This window comes from Mesorhizobium sp. C399B, from assembly GCF_030323185.1.
GTDB lineage: Bacteria > Pseudomonadota > Alphaproteobacteria > Rhizobiales > Rhizobiaceae > Mesorhizobium.
Map to the genome: position 1 here is coordinate 3,283,502 of NZ_CP100472.1, position 17,019 is coordinate 3,300,520.

Consider the following 17,019-nt stretch of genomic DNA (forward strand, 5'->3'; position numbering starts at 1 on the left):
GCGCGCGCTTTAGCAGGGGCGGGTTGCAGGGGCAAGCGGGGGGCGGTGCCCTTGCCTTCTCCCCTTGTGGGAGAAGGTGGATCGGCGCGCAGCGCCGAGACGGATGAGGGGTGTTCCAGCTTGACGCCGGCGTTCTTTCACCGCCATGGCTGCAAACTGACATCCCTTACATAAGCGATTATCGTGGTGCAGACGCTGTCCATGTCTTTCAGGACATCGTCGTTCCAAAAGCGCAACACACGAAAGCCTCTCGCCTCCAGTTCCGTTCTACGGGCCTGGTCTGACTCTGAGTCCGCATGCTGACTCCCATCGATCTCGATGATGAGGAGTGATTCAAGACAAGCGAAATCGGCGACGTATTTTCCAACAGGAACTTGGCGCCGAAATTTGATCCGATCGAGCCTGCGGTCACGTAGTTCGTGCCACAGTTTGTCTTCCGCCTCCGTCATTTCACGTCGGAGCGAACGGGCAAAGTTTCGTTTGGCAGGAGCGACGGGCTGATGTGGCATGACGTTAGATTAACCAACGTCTCACTCCGCTGGAACACCCCTCATCCGTCTCGGCGCTTCGCGCCGATCCACCTTCTCCCACAAGGGGAGAAGGCAACGACGCGTCCGCCCCCAATCACGAAGCGGTGAACCATGTAACGAAGCCTCGGGCAGCGACGAAGTGTGGGATGAACCCGCCGCAACGGAGACCCCCGATGACTGGACTTAACCCAAAACGCGCCGGCATGCTGGCTGCCGTAGGCGCCGCGCTGATGATGCTTGGCGGCACCGCCTTCGCCCAGCCGCTCACCGTGGTCGAATTGTTCACCAGCCAGGGCTGTTCGTCTTGCCCGCCGGCCAATGCCAATCTGATCAAGGTCAAGGACGAGCCGGGCGTTCTGGCGCTGTCGTTCAACGTCACCTACTGGGACTATCTCGGCTGGAAAGACATTTTCGGCCGCGAGGAATTTACCCAGCGCCAGGTGCGCTATGAGCCGTCGCTCGGCCGCTCCGGCCCGTTCACGCCGCAGATCGTGGTCAATGGCGGTGCCGATGCGGTGGGTGCAGCGCCCGGCGAGATCGAGCAGCTGATTTCCGCGAGCGGTCACACGAACGGGCCGACGCTGTCGCTCGACGGCGGCAAGATCAGCATCGGCGCCGGTTCCGCGCCGGCCGGCCGCGCCGATGTCTGGCTGGTCCGCTACAACAAGGGCGTCATCGAAGTGCCGGTGGCGCGCGGCGAGAATACCGGGCGCACGCTGCCGCATGCCAATGTCGTGCACTCGCTGGAGAAACTCGGCAGCTGGAGCGGCGACGCCACCACACTGCCGCTGCCGGCGGCAAGCGGCGGGCTGAGCACCGCGGTGCTGGTGCAGTCGCCGGGTGGTGGGCCGATCCTGGCTGCAGCCGCCGACTGATTCTTTTTCTACGCAACGCCGCTAGCGCGGCATAACCGGGCTCGCATCCGCGCGCCCTCTTCAAGGAGGAAATACCATCATGACCAAGACCCTGACCGCGCTCGCTTTTGCGCTTTCGATGACCGGCTTCGCCGCCGGCGCCCGTGCCGACGAAGCGACCAACGCCATGAAGCCGGCGATGGCAACTGATGCGATGAAGCCCGCGACCGATGCCATGGCGCCGGCGACCGGTGCCATGAAGCCCGCCGACCCAATGGCGACGAATGCAATGAAACCCGCCACCGACGCCATGAAGCCGGCCGATGCCATGAAACCCGCAACGGATGCGATGAAGCCGGCGGACGCCATGGCGCCCGCGCAATAAGGCTGGGTTCCATGGCCCGGCCGCACAGTGGCCGGGCCGGCGCACGGCAATTTGAGAAACCAGGCGGGACGTTCTGTCGTATAGTCTTCGCCACCATCAAGGAGATCAGACATGACCGGCATTGCAAGGACGAGAACGCCGATCTTCAAGAGCGCGCTTGCCGCGCTCATCGTCGCCGCCGCCGCGGCCGCCTTCTGGCAGAGCCCGGCGCGCTCGGCCGAGGACGCGGTGGTGATCCCGCCGCCGGCAGTGGACGAGAAGGCCGCCAGCGGCAGCGAGAAGGCTATCTTCGCCGGCGGCTGCTTCTGGGGCGTGCAGGGCGTGTTCCAGCACGTCAAGGGCGTGACCAAGGCCGTCTCCGGCTACACCGGCGGCGCCAAGGATGACGCCGTCTACGAAACGGTGGGCAGCGGCCGCACCGGCCACGCCGAATCGGTCGAGATCACCTACGATCCGTCCAAGGTGACCTACGGCCAGCTGCTGCAGGTCTATTTCTCGGTCGCCCACAACCCGACGCAGTTGAACTTCCAGGGCCCGGACTCGGGCACCCAGTACCGCTCGACCATCTTTGCCGAGAATGGCGAGCAGCAGAAGATCGCCCAGAGCTACATCGCCCAGCTCGACCAGGCGAAAGTGTTTGCCAAGCCCATCGTCACCACGCTGGAGACGGGCAAAACCTTCTATCCGGCCGAGGAATATCACCAGGACTTTTTGACGCTGAACCCGACCTACCCCTACATCGTCTACAACGACCTGCCCAAGGTGGCGAATTTGAAGTCGCTGTTCCCGGGGTTGTACAGCGAGAAGCCGGTGCTGGTGCTGGCGGGGAAGAGCTGAGCACCTAATCTCCCCCCTCGAGGGGGAGATGTCGCCGGAGGCGACAGAGGGGGTCGGTCCGACCGGACGCGACCTCCTGCGGCAGAAGAAGGTTAGCGCTCCACGCGCGGCGACCCCCTCTGGCCTGCCGGCCATCTCCCCCTCAAGGGGGGAGATCAGCTCCCCTCAATCATACGTCAGATCCGTCGCCTTGCCCCCAAACACCCGATACGCATAGAACGAATAGAAGATGATCACCGGCAGCACGACCACCGTGCCGGCGAGGATGATGGCCAGGCTTTCCGTCGCCGACGCCGCCTGCCAGATGGTCAGCCTGTCGGGCACCACGAAGGGGTAGAACGACCAGGCAAGCCCGGCAAAGCCGAGCGCGAAGATGGTGGCGAGCGTCAGGAACGGCCCGCAGCGCATGGCGGTCGTCGGGCTTGGGCAGGTGGAAGGTCTGCCGCCATAGCCACATGAACAGCAGCGCCGACAGGATCGGCAGCGGCGACAGATAGAGCATTTCGGGCCAGACGAACCATTTGGCGAAGATGCGCGGGCTGGCGAATGGGGTCGCCAGCGACACCGCCGCCATGCCGAGCGCGGTCAGCACAAGGGCCGTGCGCAGCCAGGCCACCGCCTTCCTCTGCAATTCGCCCTCGGTCTTGTAGATGACCCAGGCCGCGCCCATCGCTGCATAGGCCGCCGACAGGCAGAGCGCCACCAGCGCGCCGAAAGCGATGCCACCAAAAACCGACATCGAGGCCAAGCACATAGACGCCGAGCATATAGCCTTGCGCCAGCGAGGCGATGACGGAACCGAGGAAGAAAATGCGGTTCCAGCGATGCTTCTTGCCGGCGGGCACCTTGGCGCGGAAATCGAAGGCGACGCCGCGCAGGATGAGGCCAACCAAAAGCACGAAGACCGGAATGTAGAGCGCGGTGAGGATGACGCCATGCGCCAGCGGAAAGGCGACCAGGAGCAGGCCGACGGCCAGCACCAGCCAGGTCTCGTTGGCATCCCAGAACGGGCCTATTGCCGCGATCATGGTGTCCTGCTCGGCATCTTCGGCGACCGAGAACAGGATGCCGATGCCGAGATCGAAACCGTCGAGAATGACGTAGATCAGGATGGCGAGGCCCATCAGGCCGGCGAAGATCAGGGGCAGCGCGGTTGGCCAGTCGAAGGTCATCGGTCTGTCATCCCTCTCATCAACGGTTCTGCCCTTCGCTATGGCTCCGGGCGTTCGTCATTCGAAAAGCCAAATCGTTGGCTTTTCGTCCGCTACGCGGACCATTCTCACTCCGCTGCGGCCGGTTGCGACATCGCCGTCTTCATCACGCCCGGCAGCGGCGAGGTGTCGCCGTCCTTGGCCGCCTTCAGCGCCAGGTGCACCAGCACGCCGAGATAGGCGATCAGCAAAAGCACATAGAGGATGAGATAGATGGCGAGCGTCAGCGCGACATGGCTGCCGGCGACCGGGCCGATAGCGTCGGCGGTTTTCAGCACGCCGGTGACCAGCCAGGGCTGGCGGCCGATTTCGGTGGTGTACCAGCCGGCCAGCGTCGCCAGCCAGCCCGACAGCGCCATCGGCACCATCAGCATGGCCAGCGGCCTCGGCAGGCTGTGGCGGCGCTTGAGGAAGAAGGTCGCCGACCACGAGACGATGAGCATCAAAATGCCGGTGCCGACCATGATGCGGAAGCCCCAGAACACCGGGAACACCGGCGGGTGCAGGCCAGGATAGTCGTTGAGCCCCGGCACGATACCGCTGGTCGAATGCCGCAGCACCAGGCTGGCGCCGTCGGGAATGGCGATCTCGAATTTGTTTTCCTTCGCCGCCTCGTCGGGCAGCGCAAACAGCACCAGCGGCACGTTGGGGCCGGTGTTCCAGTTCGCCTCCATGGCGGCGATCTTCTGCGGCTGGTGCTCCAGCGTATTCAGCCCGTGCTGGTCGCCGGCGAAGATCTGGATCGGGATCAGGATGGCGGCGGTGAAGACGCCGGTGCGCAGCGCCTTCCACATCGATTCCGACCGGTCGCCGGTGAGGTAGCGCAGCGCCGACAGGCCGGCGATCAGGAACGACACCGTCAGGCCGGAGGCAAGCAGCATATGCGTCAGACGGTAGGGCATGGACGGGTTGAAGACGATCGCCCACCAGTCGACGGGATGCGCCTTGCCATCGATCATCTCGAAGCCGGCCGGCGTCTGCATCCAGGAATTGAGCGCAATGATCCAGAAGGCCGACAGCGTGGTGCCGCCGGCGACCAATACCGTCGCCAGCGTGTGGACGCGGTTGGAGACGCGGCGGAACCCGAACAGCATGATGCCGAGGAAGGCCGCTTCGAGGAAGAAGGCGGTGAGGATCTCGTAGGCAAGCAGCGGCCCGGCGATGTTGCCTACATGCTCCATATAGCCCGGCCAGTTGGTGCCGAACTGGAAGCTCATGGTGACGCCGGAGACCACGCCCATGGCGAAGGACAGCGCGAACACTTTCACCCAGGTGAAATAGGCGCGCATCCAGGCGGAATCATTGGTGGCGTTGTAGCGGAGCTTGAAGAACAGCAGCACCCAGCCAAGCGCAATCGTGATGGTCGGAAACAGGATGTGGAACGAGATATTCGCCCCGAACTGCATTCGCGACAGGATGAGCGGGTCCATGCGGGCTCCGGCTGCTGTTTGTTGGCGCAGAATAGGCGGCGGATGCGGTCCGGTCAAAGCGGCTTGGCGTCACGCGGGGCGCGTTGTCGCAGCAGATGGGATCAATCCGTCAGTGCCCCGATACCCCCATGACGAAACGGCAAAAGGGGAACGTTTGTCCACAATTGTCAGCAGCGGCATTGACTTCCCGCCGTGCGCACCGACATTCAGCGCAATAATAATCCCCGCCTCTTTCAAACAGTCGTTTTCGGCCTCATGTCTTCCACGAATTTGCCTTCCATCATTTCGATTGCCGGGGTCACCAAGACCTACGCCACCGGCTTCAAGGCGCTGAAGGAAATCAACCTCGACATCGAACGCGGCGAGATTTTCGCGCTGCTGGGGCCGAACGGCGCCGGCAAGACGACGCTGATCTCGATCGTCTGCGGCATCGTCAACCGTTCGTCGGGAACGGTGACCGTCGACGGCCACGATATCAACCGAGACTACCGCGCCGCGCGCAGCCTGATCGGGCTGGTGCCGCAGGAGCTGACCATCGACGCGTTCGAGAGCGTCTGGGCAACCGTCACCTACAGCCGCGGCCTGTTTGGCAAGGCGCCCAATCCGGGCTTCGTCGAAAAGGTGCTGCGCGACCTGTCGTTGTGGGACAAGAAGGACGCCAAGGCGATCACGCTGTCGGGCGGCATGAAGCGGCGGCTGATGATTGCAAAGGCGCTCTCGCATGAGCCGCGCATCCTGTTCCTCGACGAACCCACGGCCGGCGTCGACGTCGAACTGCGCCAGGACATGTGGGCGATGGTGCGGCGGCTGCGCGACGACGGCGTCACCATCATCCTCACCACGCACTATATCGAAGAGGCCGAGGCGATGGCCGACCGTGTCGGCGTCATCAACCGCGGCGAGATCATCCTGGTCGAGGGCAAGGCCGAACTGATGCGCAAGCTCGGCCGCAAGCGCCTGATCGTGGAATTGCGCAACCCGCTCCCCGCCATTCCCGATGCATTTTCGCACTACGCGTTGGAGCTGTCGGGCGATGGCACACAGCTGACCTACACCTATGACAACCAGAGCGAACGCCCCGGCGTCGCATCGCTGCTGCGCGAACTCGAGACGGCAGGCATCCAGTTCCGCGACATGGACACGCAAAACAGCTCGCTCGAGGAGATCTTCGTCAATCTGTTGAGGCAAGAGCCATGAATTGGCGAGCAGTATGGGCGATCTACCGGGTCGAGATGGCGCGTGCGTTCCGCACCGTGCTGCAGAGCATCGTCTCGCCGGTGATCTCGACATCGCTTTATTTCGTCGTCTTCGGCTCGGCCATCGGCTCGCGCATCACCGAGATCGACGGCATCAGCTACGGCGCCTTCATCGTGCCCGGCCTGATCATGCTCTCACTGTTGACGCAGTCGATCTCCAACGCCTCCTTTGCGATCTATTTCCCGAAATTCGTCGGCTCCATCTACGAGCTCTTGTCGGCGCCGGTGTCGTATCTGGAGATCGTCATCGCCTACGTCGGCGGCGCCGCGACCAAGTCGATCATCCTCGGCTTGATCATCCTGGCGACGGCCTCGCTGTTCGTGCCGCTCACCATCCAGCATCCGTTCTGGATGCTGGCCTTCCTTGTCTTGACGGCGGTGACCTTCAGCCTGTTCGGCTTCATCATCGGCATATGGGCGAAAAGCTTCGAGCAATTGCAGCTGGTGCCGCTGTTGATCATCACGCCGCTGACCTTCCTCGGCGGCAGCTTCTATTCGATCAACATGCTGCCCGAGACCTGGCGCACGGTGACGCTGTTCAACCCGGTCGTCTACCTGATCAGCGGTTTCCGCTGGAGCTTTTACGGCAAGTCCGATGTCTCGGTCGCCGTCAGCCTCGGCATGACCGTCGTGTTCCTCGCCATCTGCATCACCATCGTCGCCTGGATCTTCCGCACCGGCTACCGGCTGCGCAACTGACCCTGCCACTCTAAATCAGGCGATCGCCCATGCGCCGGTCAAATCAACAGTTTTCCTGAGGGCAGATCGGCCACGTTGGCCGCCACGGATCTTGCTAGATCGCCTTGATGAGGCGCAGCAACCCCAGCATCTCGATCAGCCTGCCCTGGCGGAAGGCGATATAGGTCGGTTCCTCGATGCCATGAAAGCGGCGCTTGAACGCCGCCTGGCCCTTGAGGTTGAACTTGCTGCGGTTGACCCAGGGCGACTCATAGGCCCGCTCGAAGGCGTTGCGCCAGAAGCTCGATTCGGCAAAGCTGTTGGCTCCGACATCGAGCATCGGCGACAGGCCGAGCGTGACGACCGAAATGCCCTCATTGCGAAACCGGTCGACGGCGAATTTGGTCAGCCCGATTTCGGCATGCGGCGAGGCATCGATGTGCTTGCGCTTGAACGAGGTGGTGTAGCCGATCACCTTGCCATCCCGGAACATCGGATCGAAATCGAGCAGAGCGACGAGCTCGCCTTCCGGGCTGTAGAGCACGAAACGGCGCATATCGATGCCGAGATGATCGGCAAAGGGGCGGTTGAGGAACGCCATCTCCCAGCGCTTGACGATGCGGTCGGCCCGCCAGTTCTGCGACAGGCGCTGGACCTCGTCGAGATAGACCGCTCCTTCGCCAAAGGAAAACCCCTTCTTCAAGAGCCAGCGTTCGGAATAGCGCACGGTTTCGTTGCGCTTGCCGGAAAAATCGTGAGCCGGCAGTTCCAGCCGCGTGTCGACGCCGAGACGGTTGACCTGGTAGCCGAGCCCGGACAGCACGCGCGCCGTCGGTTCGCCGATCTGCACGAACCACGGCCTGTCGGCGGCTTCGACAAAGCGCCTGATATAGTCGGGCCGATCGGCCGGATGGGCCACCGGGTCACCTAGCGCGAAATGGTGCTTCATCTTGGTGCCGAAGGCGATGTAGCCGTCGGCGTCGCCGAAATAGGACAGTTTTTGCTGCACGGCGGTCGAATAGGCCAGCGAGAAGTCGCCGTGCCGGCGGACAAGCGCCAGCCGCTCGACATGCGAAAAATCCTGGCGCGGCACCTTGGCTGCGGCGCCCTCCAGCAGTCTGTCGAGAAAGATGCGCAAGGAGGGCATGGTCGAGCTTCCGCGTGCCGATGATAAACAGAGGCTTGCCCCCAAGGCCTCGAATCAGTCGCATTGACGCGACCTCATTATCGATCATATCGCCCCTGTGCCATATGGGACGTGCCATATAGGACGGGTCCCCATGGCGCACCTGAAAGGAAATCTCGACCGAATGGCGGCTACGACAAGCGAAACGATGCCTATCGTCCCGGGGCCGAAAGGACTCGACTATACGGTTATCGTCATCGGCGCCGGAGCGGCGGGGCTGGCGGCCGCCGACGCGCTTGGCCGGCGCGGCGTGCGGGTCGTCGTGCTTGAAAAGGAGCCGCGGATCGCCGAACCGTGGCGAGGGCGGCACGAGAAGCTGACCCTCAACACGCATCGCGCGCTGTCGGCCCTGCCCGGCCTTGCCTATCCGCCACGCACCGCCGCCTTTCCGAACAAGGATGCCATCGTCGGTTATCTCGAGGATTTTGCCCGCGCGCGCGGCGTAAGGGTCGAATTCGGCACCGCCGCCGAGCGGATCGGACGCAGAGGCAATGGCTGGCTCGTCCATACGGGCCGGGAAACGCTGAGCGCCCGCAATGTCATCGTCGCCACCGGCCGCGACCGCTTGCCATGGACGCCGGACTGGCAAGGCAAGGCGACTTTCACCGGCAAACTTGTCCACGCCGCCGATTTCGGCACAGCGCAGGACTATGTGGGCAAAAGCGTGCTGGTGGTCGGGGCCGGAAATTCCGGCTTCGACGTGCTCAACCACCTCGCCCGTGCCGACACAAAGGCCATCTGCTTGTCAGCCAGGCAGGGTCCGTCGCTGATGCCGAAACGGATCGGCAAGGTCGCCGTGGCGCGCTTCGGCGGTTTCATGGCGATGCTGCCGACGTGGATTGCCGATGCCGCGATTGCCGCGACGCAGCGGCTGGTGTTCGGCGACCTCACCCGCTTCGGCCTGCCGCCGGCGCCGAAGGGCGGCGCCAGCCGGCTCGGCGTCGAGCAGATCGCTATTGCCATTGACGACGGCGCCGTCGCAGCGCTGAAGGCCGGACGGATTTCGGTGGTGGCGCCGGTGGCGGCTTTCGAAGGCGCCGGCGTGCGGCTGAACGACGGCACGGTGCTCGAGCCGGATGTAGTGATCGCGGCAACCGGCTATCGCACCGGCCTGGAGGCCATGCTGGGCGATCTCGGCGTGCTCGACGCCAAGGGCGTGCCGAAGGCCAATGGCGGCACCCCGAGCGGCCAGCCCGGCCTGTGGTTCATCGGCATGCGGCCAAGTCTGACCAGCTATTTTCACAGCGCCGGCCTGCAGGCCGAAGCGATTGCCCGTCAGATCGCCAAGGGGTTGTAGACGAGCGCTTCTGGACGGAGAAACACCGCGCACTTCGGGCTGCTGCTATGGCGCGGACTAGTGGTTCAACGCATCTGCAAGACGGATCGAATATCCTGGCGATTGGGCTGAAACGCCGATCCCGTCGTCATCCACGGGCGAAGCAAGGAGCGTAGCGACGGCGCAGACCCGAGGATCCATGCCGTGACTTCTGAACTACGCTGCGTTGCAGGTTCTGCTCCGCTGCTTCCACGGCCAAGGCATGATCCCTGGGTCTCCGCGACGGAGCTTCGCTCCTGCTTCGCCCAAGGACGACGAAGTTGAGATGCTTGCGGCCAACCTCCAAAGCAGGCGCTTGAACTCGTTCATTGCATCATTATATAACATGTTATACTTATCCAGGAGACGGACCACCCATGGAAGACATCATTCGATCCCTTGGCTATCTCACCCTCGGCAGCAGGCTGAAGCGCATCGGCGAGCAGTTGCAGGCCGATACGCAGCGCATGCTCGATGGGCTGGAGGTGCCGGTGCAGTCCAGCCAGTATCCTCTGCTGGCCGCGCTCGACCGGCTTGGGCCGCTGCCTGTCGGCGAACTGGCGCAGTCACTGGGGATCACCCAGCCGGGGGTGACGCGCAGCGTGGCGCTGCTGGCCGAGTTGGGGCTGGTCGAGGCCGCGCCATCGAACGACGACCAGCGCCGCAGGATGATCTCGCTGACCGCGAACGGCCAGCGCCTGGTCGATAGGGCGAAGCGGGACGTTTGGCCGCGCATCGAGAACGCCGTTGCCGACTTGTGCAAAGACCTTGCAGGGCCGCTTCTCGAACAACTCTCGGCAATAGAGGACGGCCTGGCGGCGGCCCCGCTCGACCGTCGTGTGAAACAGGATGTCGCGCCATGAGCCATGTCCTCGATCGTCCGGTCTGGAGCGCGCTCGACACGCGGCATCGGATCTTTGCGTATGGCGACAGGCTCGCCAGGCGCTATCCCTCCTCGATCGTCCCCTTCGCGGCTTCCGGGGCAGACGACGCTGAGAGCCTGCAGGCGCTCGCAAGCCTCATTCCTGCAGGTGAGAGCGTGTTCATGCTCCAGGCGGACCCCATTGCCTTGCCGCCGGAACTGACCGCGACCGTGACCGCCTTCGGCGTTCAGATGGTTGCCGAGGCGCCATTGCCTTCCGTGTCGGACGAGCGTGTACAGCAGCTGACGCAGGACGACGCGGCCGAGATGCTTGCTTTGGCGTCACTGACCAAGCCCGGCCCGTTCACGCTCAAGGCGCTGAGCCTCGGCGAGTTCTGGGGCGTGAAGATCGACGGCCGGCTGGCGGCGATGGCCGGCGAGCGCATGAAGCAGCCCGGCTACAGCGAACTCAGCGGCGTCTGCTCGCATCCCGAATTTCGCGGCAGCGGCCTCGGCCGGCTGCTGTCGGTGTTCGTGGCCAACCGAATTTTTGCGCGCGGCGAAGTTCCCTACCTGCATGCCTATGCCAGCAATGCCGGCGCGGTTGGGTTGTACGAATCCATCGGCTTCAGGCTGCGGGCAGAGATGAATGTGGCCGTCGTGCAGCGCGCCGGCTAGAGGCCTTTGTTTTTTACGCAATTCCGGACGGAAAACCGCTTCACACTTTTCCTGGAATTGCTCCAGGCCGCCTTGCGGGCCTCAGGCTGATTTCGGCTCCAACCTGCGGAAACCCACGGTTTCCATAAGCATATCTTCCTCGATCATGCCGGCATTGTGGAGCGCAAGCAGGTTCAGCGCGATCTCCCGCGCCTCCGCCGAATCGGGATGCACGTCGCGCCTGCGGCAGGCTTCGTCGAACACGCGTTGCAGCCTGGCGATGTCGTCGGGTTTCAGCAGGCCACGGTCATAGACGGACTTTGGCATGGCACTCTCCTCCAGAAGACGTAGGACGCCATGTTTAAAAGTCCATTCTTTTCCAATGCTTGAGCGCAGCTGCCTGGGTTTGCACGAATCCGACCGAGCGTGGCAGTCAGACCGCGATCGCGCTGCCATTCATTCAGCACCTCGGCCGTGGCCTGTTCCGCCGCAGTCTGCTTGACGTGCCGCCACGCTTGCGAAACAAGAGCTGCCACAAAGGACAGCGAGGCACAAAAGTGAGTTTCTGGGGACTGGCGCAGCTCGTCATTTCGACGGTGATCTTCCTGCTGGCGGCCATCGCGGCCAAGCAATGGGGGCTGGCGCCAAGCCTTGGCAAGATCGTGCTGACACTGGCGCTCTATACGGCGGGCAATCTGATGATGCTGCGGCTGGTTCGTGAGTTCGGCATGTCGGTGTCGTTCAGCCTGTCGGCGGTGATCCAGCTGGTGGCGGTCAATGTGGTGGCGCTGGTGTTCTTCGGCGAACGCGTCAATGCCTTGCAAGCGACCGGCATCGTGCTGGCCATCGCGGCGGTGGTGCTGATCTCGCTCGGGCCTTACCTGCAGGGGCGACTGTAATCCGATGAAGACCCCGCGTGCGTTCACCAACTGGCTTGAATTTCCGGTGCTGCTGGCCGGGCTGGTGATAGCCGCCGGGCTGTGGGGCTTCGAGGAACTGATGGAGGTGGCGCGGGCCACCACGCCGCACGCTTTCGATACTGAGATCCTGCTCGCTTTCCGAAAAGTGGGTCAGCCGGATGTTCCCGTCGGCCCGGCATGGCTGGAAGGCGCGATGCGCGACATCACCAGCCTCGGCAGCTCCAGCGTGCTGGTGCTGATCGTAACGGCGGTGATCGTCTACCTCCTGCTGATCCGTAGGCCGAGGACGGCGCTGCTGATCTTTGTCGCGGTGGCTGGCGGGCAGCTGCTGTCGACCTTGCTCAAGGCCGGCATCGACCGGCCGCGCCCCGATCTTGTCTCGCACCTGGCCAACGAGACGTCGCTGTCGTTTCCCAGCGGCCACGCCATGCTGTCGGCGGTGACCTATCTCACGCTGGGCTCGCTGGCAGCGCGCTTCCTGCCGGGACGAACGACGAAAATCTATGTCCTCAGCCTGGCGGTGCTGGTAACGCTGCTGGTCGGCGTCAGCCGCGTCTATCTCGGCGTCCACTGGCCTTCCGACGTGCTGGCGGGATGGTGCGCCGGCTTCACCTGGGCGACGCTGTGCTGGCTGGCGGCGCGAATGCTGCAGCGGAACAAGGCGGTGGCCGGTGGCAACGAGCCCGAAGACTGACGATCCGGAGCGACATTCAAATCAGCCGGTTGATCAGCCCGTGTCCGCAGCCTGCCAGCAGAAAAACCGCCGACAGCAAGGCTGCCGACGTCGTCAAGGTCCTGAAAATCTTCAACTGATATTTCCCCGCCAATAAGAGCCAAGGCGGTTAACGTAGCATGCTCATCCCGTATCCCGGCATCCGGCTTTGTGAGGAGATCATGTTTCATGTATGCTTTATGATGGTTGAAACATCACTATGATTGTATTACACGTCGTCTCCGCAGACTCAGACGGGGGTTCCGACCGATGATCACTGCCGCCCAGATGCGCGCCGCGAGGGCGCTGGCCGGCATCGATCAGAAGACACTCGCCGAGCGTGCCGGCGTTTCGCTTCCGACAATCCAGCGCATGGAAGCGAGTGACGGCGTGGTCAGGGGTGTGGTCGATACGCTGATGAAGGTTATCCAGGCTCTCGACGAGGCCGGGGTGGAGCTCATCGGCGAGAACCAGACCAGCGAGCGCGGCGGCCGGGGCGTGCGCCTCAAGCCGGTCGCGCCGCCGAACCCGCAAGGCTGAGCCGGCATATAGTCGCGACGGCGACCGCCGACAGTCCTGCCGACGATCCCGCCGCCTTCACGCAAGCGGAAGGCAGTCCATGGATCAGATCCGGCGGGCAGTGCATCAACCGGCCCAGAAGTCGGCAAAGCCGACATTTTCAGAGCTGTTCACGCCCAAGCTGGTGACGGTCTGGCGCGAAGGTTACCGCCTGCCGCAGTTCAAGGCCGACTTCATGGCCGGGCTGACCGTCGCTATTGTCGCGTTGCCGCTGTCGATGGCGATTGCGATTGCTTCGGGCGTGACGCCGGAGCGCGGCCTGTTCACCGCCATTGTCGGCGGCTTCATCGTCTCGGCGCTCGGCGGCAGCCGCTTCCAGATCGGCGGCCCGGCCGGCGCCTTCATCGTGCTGGTGGCGGCGACGGTGCAGCGCGAAGGCGTCGACGGACTGCTGCTGGCGACGATGATGGCCGGCATCTTCCTGCTCGCCATCGGCTATCTCCGGCTCGGAACCTATATCAAATTCATCCCTTACCCGGTGACGGTCGGCTTCACCGCCGGCATCTCGATCATCATCTTCTCCGGCCAGATCGTCGAACTGTTCGGGCTGAGGCTTGCCGGGCCGGAGCCCGGGCCGCTGCTGCCGAAGCTGATGGCGATCGGCCACGCGGCCGGCACGCTCAATATCTCGGCAACGCTGGTGGCGGCGCTGACCATCGCCACCATCGTCGGGGTGAAGCGCTGGCGGCCCGGCTGGCCGGGCATGCTGATCGCCGTCGGACTGGCCTCCCTTGTCGTGGCGCTGCTTTCGCTGCCGGCGGAAACGATCGGCACCCGCTATGGCGGCATTCCGCGCAGCCTGCAATTTCCGGCGCTGCCGGCGCTCAGCCTCGACAAGGCGCTTGCGGTGCTGCCGGATGCGGTGGCCTTTGCGCTGCTCGGCGCCATCGAATCGCTGCTGTCGGCCGTGGTCGCCGATGGCATGACCGGGCGGCGGCACCGTTCCAATTGCGAGCTTGTCGCGCAAGGCTTTGCCAACATCGCTTCTGCCCTGTTCGGTGGCATCTGCACCACCGGCACCATCGCCCGCACCGCCACCAATGTGCGGGCCGGCGCGCATGGGCCGGTTTCCGGCATGCTGCATTCGCTTTTTCTGCTGGTCTTCATGCTGGTGGCCGCACCAATGGCGAGCTACATCCCGCTTGCCGCCCTTGCCGGGGTGCTGGCGGTTGTCTGCTGGAACATGTTCGAGAAGCAGGCCTTCGCCACGTTGCTGCGCGCTTCGCGCGGCGACGCCCTGGTGCTGATGGCAACCTTCCTGATCGTCGTCTTCCGCGATCTCACCGAAGGCATCGTCGTCGGCTTCGCGCTAGGCTCGATCCTGTTCATCGACCGCATGGCCAAGTCGATCGCCGTGGAGGCGGATTTGCCGCTGGTGCAGGACGATGTCGCCGACAGCAGCGGCCGCGCCTACGATGCAAGCGAGGCAAGCGACGCCGACACCGTCGTCTATCGCATCTCCGGCGCCTTCTTCTTCGGCGCCGCCTCGACTGTCGGCACGGTGCTCGACCGCATAGCCGACCAGCGCAAGAACTTCATCCTCGACTGCTCGGCGGTGCCGTTCTTCGATTCCACCGCGGCCAATGTCATCGAGGGCGCGGCGCACAAGGCGAAGCGCGCAGGGGTGCGTTTCATCATCGCCGGCGCCTCGCCGCAGACACGGCGCATGCTGATCAACCACGGCGTCAAGCGGCCGCTGGTGACCTTTGCCGCTTCGATCAAGGATGCGCGGGCGCAACTCAAAGCCGCGCCCGTTGGCTGAGCCGGCAAATGTGCGCCGTCAGTCCAGGCTCAGCACCGCGATCTCGCCCTCGTTCATCAGCGGCACGAAAATCCGCGTGCCATCTGTGCCGATATCGGCGCTGCCCGGCTTGAACTGCTCTACAGCCTCCGGCGCCTCGCCGACTTTGTACCTATAGAGCGTGCCGGTCATGAAGGCGGTGGCGTAGATGCTGTCGCCGATGGCGACGACGCCATCGAGGTCGGCAAAGTTTTGTGCGCCAGGCAGCGGCGTCACGGCTTTCGTCGCGAGATCTACCGACAGCAGGCCCCCGGGCGCGGCAGTGCTGAAGTCCGGCTTGATGCCCTTGCCCCAGGACGCCACGATCAGCCGATCGCGATCGGCAAAGATGCCGTTGGGTGCGGCGAGCTTCGCATCCTTCACGAACAGTTCCGGCTTGTCGCCGTCAATGCGGTAGATCGCATCGGCCAGCATGTCGGTGACATAAACCTTGCCCGAACTGTCCGATGTCACGTCGTTGAGGAAAACGGCGCCGGGCACATCGATGGTCGAGATGAGCTTGCCGCTGGCGAGATCGACGATGCGCACCTTGGTGATATCGGCGACGTAGAGCTTGCCGCCGGAGATCGCCGAGCCTTTTGGTGCATCCATGCCGTCGGTCCAGTGCTGGCTAATGATCTTGCCGTCCAGCGACAGCACCGAGAGATAGCCGTTGCCGTCGGCCTCCCCGGGATTGCCGACGATGTTGGAGACGATGATGCGATTGTTGGCGGCGTCGAACAGCGCCGATTCCGGTTGCTCGAAGCCCGAGGCGCGCCAGAGTTCGGCGGCCTCGGCCGCAGGTGCGAGCGCGATACCGAAGGCGGCGACGCAAATCGAGGTGATGAGGGTTTTCACTGCCAGGTCTCCTGTGGTGGATGGCGGAGAGCTAGAGATGTCGATACTTTTCCGGAAGGGCGATTGCCGCTAGTATCGAAACGCGATACCAAATCGCGAGAAAAGAGGTGCATTCCATGAACGGCCTGATCTTCGAGGCGCTGAAGCGGACGCTGAAGGCCAAAGGCGTCACCTATCGTGAGCTTGCCGGGCGGATGGGCGTTTCCGAGCCGACGGTGAAGCGCATCTTCCACGAGCGCAACTGCAAGCTCGACCGTCTCGTCGGGATCTGCGCTGCCGCCGGCGTCGGGCTGGAAAACGTGCTGGGGTCGATGAACCGGGGGCCGGGACCGGTCAACCGCATCGCGCCAGAGGTCGAGCGCAAGCTTGCCGGACGGCCGGCGTTGCTGTTCATCTTCGTCATGCTATCGGAGAAATTCACGCCCGAGGGCGTCATGCGCTCGCAGGGCTTGAGCGAAGCCTCGATGTTCCTCTATCTGCGCGATCTCGAAGCGCTCGGCCTCATTGCGCTGGGCAGCGGGCTGTCGGCACGGCTGCTGGTCGACACACCGATCCAGTGGAATTTCGAAGGGCCGCTCAGGCCGCTATTCGAGATGACAAACAAGAATTTCATCGGCTGGGCGATCACCCATCTGGAGCGGGAAGCGACCTTCGTCTCTTTCTCCAGGCGGATGCGGCCGGAGACGGCGGAGATGGTGAAGCGCGAGGCGGAGGAACTGGCCGAGCGCGCCAAACTGCTCGCCCATCACGACCAGCACACGACGCCGGAAGACGGGCTGACCGGCTACAAATGGACGTTTGCTTTTGGCGCAACCCCGTTTCCGGCGATCATGCCGATCGGCCCGCACCCCAGGGATGCCGGTGCGTCCGACCGGCCCACCGCTCCGGCAAAGGGACGCCGTCCGTTGCCGGCTTGACGCGCCAGCCGCGTTTCAAAAACGAAACCATGATAGAGTTCGCGCGCTGATT

At 63.8% G+C, this 17,019-nt stretch carries 18 protein-coding genes and 1 pseudogene; 13 read left to right on the plus strand and 6 right to left on the minus strand.

Going from position 1 to position 17,019, the window contains the following annotated elements:
• Positions 1-137 precede the first annotated feature (137 nt).
• Complete coding sequence (locus tag NLY36_RS15795) at positions 138-509, minus strand: endonuclease domain-containing protein (RefSeq protein ID WP_023681256.1); 372 nt, start codon at positions 507-509, stop codon at positions 138-140.
• A 194-nt stretch (positions 510-703) separates the two neighbouring features.
• Between NLY36_RS15795 and NLY36_RS15800 the strand changes: the two genes are divergently transcribed.
• From NLY36_RS15800 to msrA, 3 genes are all read left to right on the plus strand, one after another.
• Positions 704-1,405, plus strand: a complete 702-nt coding sequence (locus tag NLY36_RS15800) for a DUF1223 domain-containing protein (RefSeq protein WP_023736979.1) — start codon at positions 704-706, stop codon at positions 1,403-1,405.
• A 79-nt stretch (positions 1,406-1,484) separates the two neighbouring features.
• Positions 1,485-1,769, plus strand: coding sequence for a hypothetical protein (locus tag NLY36_RS15805; protein ID WP_023736978.1), 285 nt, complete (start codon positions 1,485-1,487; stop codon positions 1,767-1,769).
• Between the two features lie 111 nt (positions 1,770-1,880).
• Positions 1,881-2,606: a peptide-methionine (S)-S-oxide reductase MsrA gene (msrA, locus tag NLY36_RS15810; protein WP_023736977.1), complete on the plus strand. Its 726-nt coding sequence runs from the start codon at positions 1,881-1,883 to the stop codon at positions 2,604-2,606.
• A gap of 165 nt (positions 2,607-2,771) precedes the next feature.
• Here msrA and NLY36_RS31550 read toward each other — a convergent pair.
• Positions 2,772-3,778, minus strand: a pseudogene (locus tag NLY36_RS31550) (cytochrome d ubiquinol oxidase subunit II).
• 107 nt (positions 3,779-3,885) lie between these two features.
• Positions 3,886-5,247 (minus strand): cytochrome ubiquinol oxidase subunit I, encoded by a 1,362-nt coding sequence (locus NLY36_RS15830; protein WP_023736975.1) that lies wholly within the window; start codon positions 5,245-5,247, stop codon positions 3,886-3,888.
• Between the two features lie 270 nt (positions 5,248-5,517).
• Between NLY36_RS15830 and NLY36_RS15835 the strand changes: the two genes are divergently transcribed.
• Both NLY36_RS15835 and NLY36_RS15840 read left to right on the plus strand, forming a co-directional pair.
• Positions 5,518-6,444 carry an ABC transporter ATP-binding protein gene (locus tag NLY36_RS15835; protein WP_023736974.1) on the plus strand — a complete coding sequence of 309 codons (927 nt, stop codon included), beginning with the start codon at positions 5,518-5,520 and terminating at the stop codon, positions 6,442-6,444.
• Complete coding sequence (locus NLY36_RS15840; protein WP_023736973.1) at positions 6,441-7,202, plus strand: ABC transporter permease; 762 nt, start codon at positions 6,441-6,443, stop codon at positions 7,200-7,202. Before NLY36_RS15835 ends, NLY36_RS15840 begins: the two co-directional genes overlap by 4 nt.
• A 94-nt stretch (positions 7,203-7,296) precedes the next feature.
• Here the strand turns inward: NLY36_RS15840 and NLY36_RS15845 are convergent, their stop codons facing one another.
• Positions 7,297-8,328 (minus strand): phosphatidylglycerol lysyltransferase domain-containing protein, encoded by a 1,032-nt coding sequence (locus NLY36_RS15845; protein ID WP_023736972.1) that lies wholly within the window; start codon positions 8,326-8,328, stop codon positions 7,297-7,299.
• A gap of 187 nt (positions 8,329-8,515) precedes the next feature.
• On the opposite strand from NLY36_RS15845, the gene NLY36_RS15850 reads away from it, so the two are divergent.
• The 3 genes from NLY36_RS15850 (at position 8,516) to NLY36_RS15860 (ending at position 11,222) form a co-directional block, all read left to right on the plus strand.
• Positions 8,516-9,664 carry a flavin-containing monooxygenase gene (locus tag NLY36_RS15850; RefSeq protein WP_156933273.1) on the plus strand — a complete coding sequence of 383 codons (1,149 nt, stop codon included), beginning with the start codon at positions 8,516-8,518 and terminating at the stop codon, positions 9,662-9,664.
• A 395-nt stretch (positions 9,665-10,059) separates the two neighbouring features.
• Positions 10,060-10,545 carry a MarR family winged helix-turn-helix transcriptional regulator gene (locus NLY36_RS15855; protein ID WP_023736971.1) on the plus strand — a complete coding sequence of 162 codons (486 nt, stop codon included), beginning with the start codon at positions 10,060-10,062 and terminating at the stop codon, positions 10,543-10,545.
• Positions 10,542-11,222 carry a GNAT family N-acetyltransferase gene (locus NLY36_RS15860; RefSeq protein WP_023703859.1) on the plus strand — a complete coding sequence of 227 codons (681 nt, stop codon included), beginning with the start codon at positions 10,542-10,544 and terminating at the stop codon, positions 11,220-11,222. The genes NLY36_RS15855 and NLY36_RS15860 overlap by 4 nt, the downstream gene beginning before the upstream one ends.
• Before the next feature lie 81 nt (positions 11,223-11,303).
• Here the strand turns inward: NLY36_RS15860 and NLY36_RS15865 are convergent, their stop codons facing one another.
• Positions 11,304-11,528: a hypothetical protein gene (locus NLY36_RS15865; RefSeq protein ID WP_023736970.1), complete on the minus strand. Its 225-nt coding sequence runs from the start codon at positions 11,526-11,528 to the stop codon at positions 11,304-11,306.
• 230 nt (positions 11,529-11,758) lie between these two features.
• On the opposite strand from NLY36_RS15865, the gene NLY36_RS15870 reads away from it, so the two are divergent.
• From NLY36_RS15870 to NLY36_RS15885, 4 genes are all read left to right on the plus strand, one after another.
• Positions 11,759-12,100, plus strand: a complete 342-nt coding sequence (locus NLY36_RS15870; RefSeq protein ID WP_023681268.1) for a hypothetical protein — start codon at positions 11,759-11,761, stop codon at positions 12,098-12,100.
• 4 nt (positions 12,101-12,104) lie between these two features.
• Positions 12,105-12,815, plus strand: a complete 711-nt coding sequence (locus NLY36_RS15875; RefSeq protein WP_023710371.1) for a phosphatase PAP2 family protein — start codon at positions 12,105-12,107, stop codon at positions 12,813-12,815.
• Positions 12,816-13,103: 288 nt separating this feature from the next.
• On the plus strand, positions 13,104-13,373 hold the full coding sequence (locus NLY36_RS15880; protein ID WP_023673276.1) for a helix-turn-helix domain-containing protein: 270 nt from the start codon (positions 13,104-13,106) through the stop codon (positions 13,371-13,373).
• 79 nt (positions 13,374-13,452) lie between these two features.
• A complete protein-coding gene (locus NLY36_RS15885) occupies positions 13,453-15,174 on the plus strand; it encodes a SulP family inorganic anion transporter (RefSeq protein WP_023696068.1) in 1,722 nt (573 codons plus the stop codon).
• An 18-nt stretch (positions 15,175-15,192) separates the two neighbouring features.
• On the opposite strand, the gene NLY36_RS15890 is transcribed toward NLY36_RS15885, so the two are convergent.
• Positions 15,193-16,050, minus strand: a complete 858-nt coding sequence (locus tag NLY36_RS15890; RefSeq protein ID WP_023696067.1) for an SMP-30/gluconolactonase/LRE family protein — start codon at positions 16,048-16,050, stop codon at positions 15,193-15,195.
• A gap of 116 nt (positions 16,051-16,166) precedes the next feature.
• On the opposite strand from NLY36_RS15890, the gene NLY36_RS15895 reads away from it, so the two are divergent.
• Positions 16,167-16,967, plus strand: coding sequence for a helix-turn-helix domain-containing protein (locus tag NLY36_RS15895; protein WP_023696066.1), 801 nt, complete (start codon positions 16,167-16,169; stop codon positions 16,965-16,967).
• Positions 16,968-17,019 lie beyond the last annotated feature (52 nt).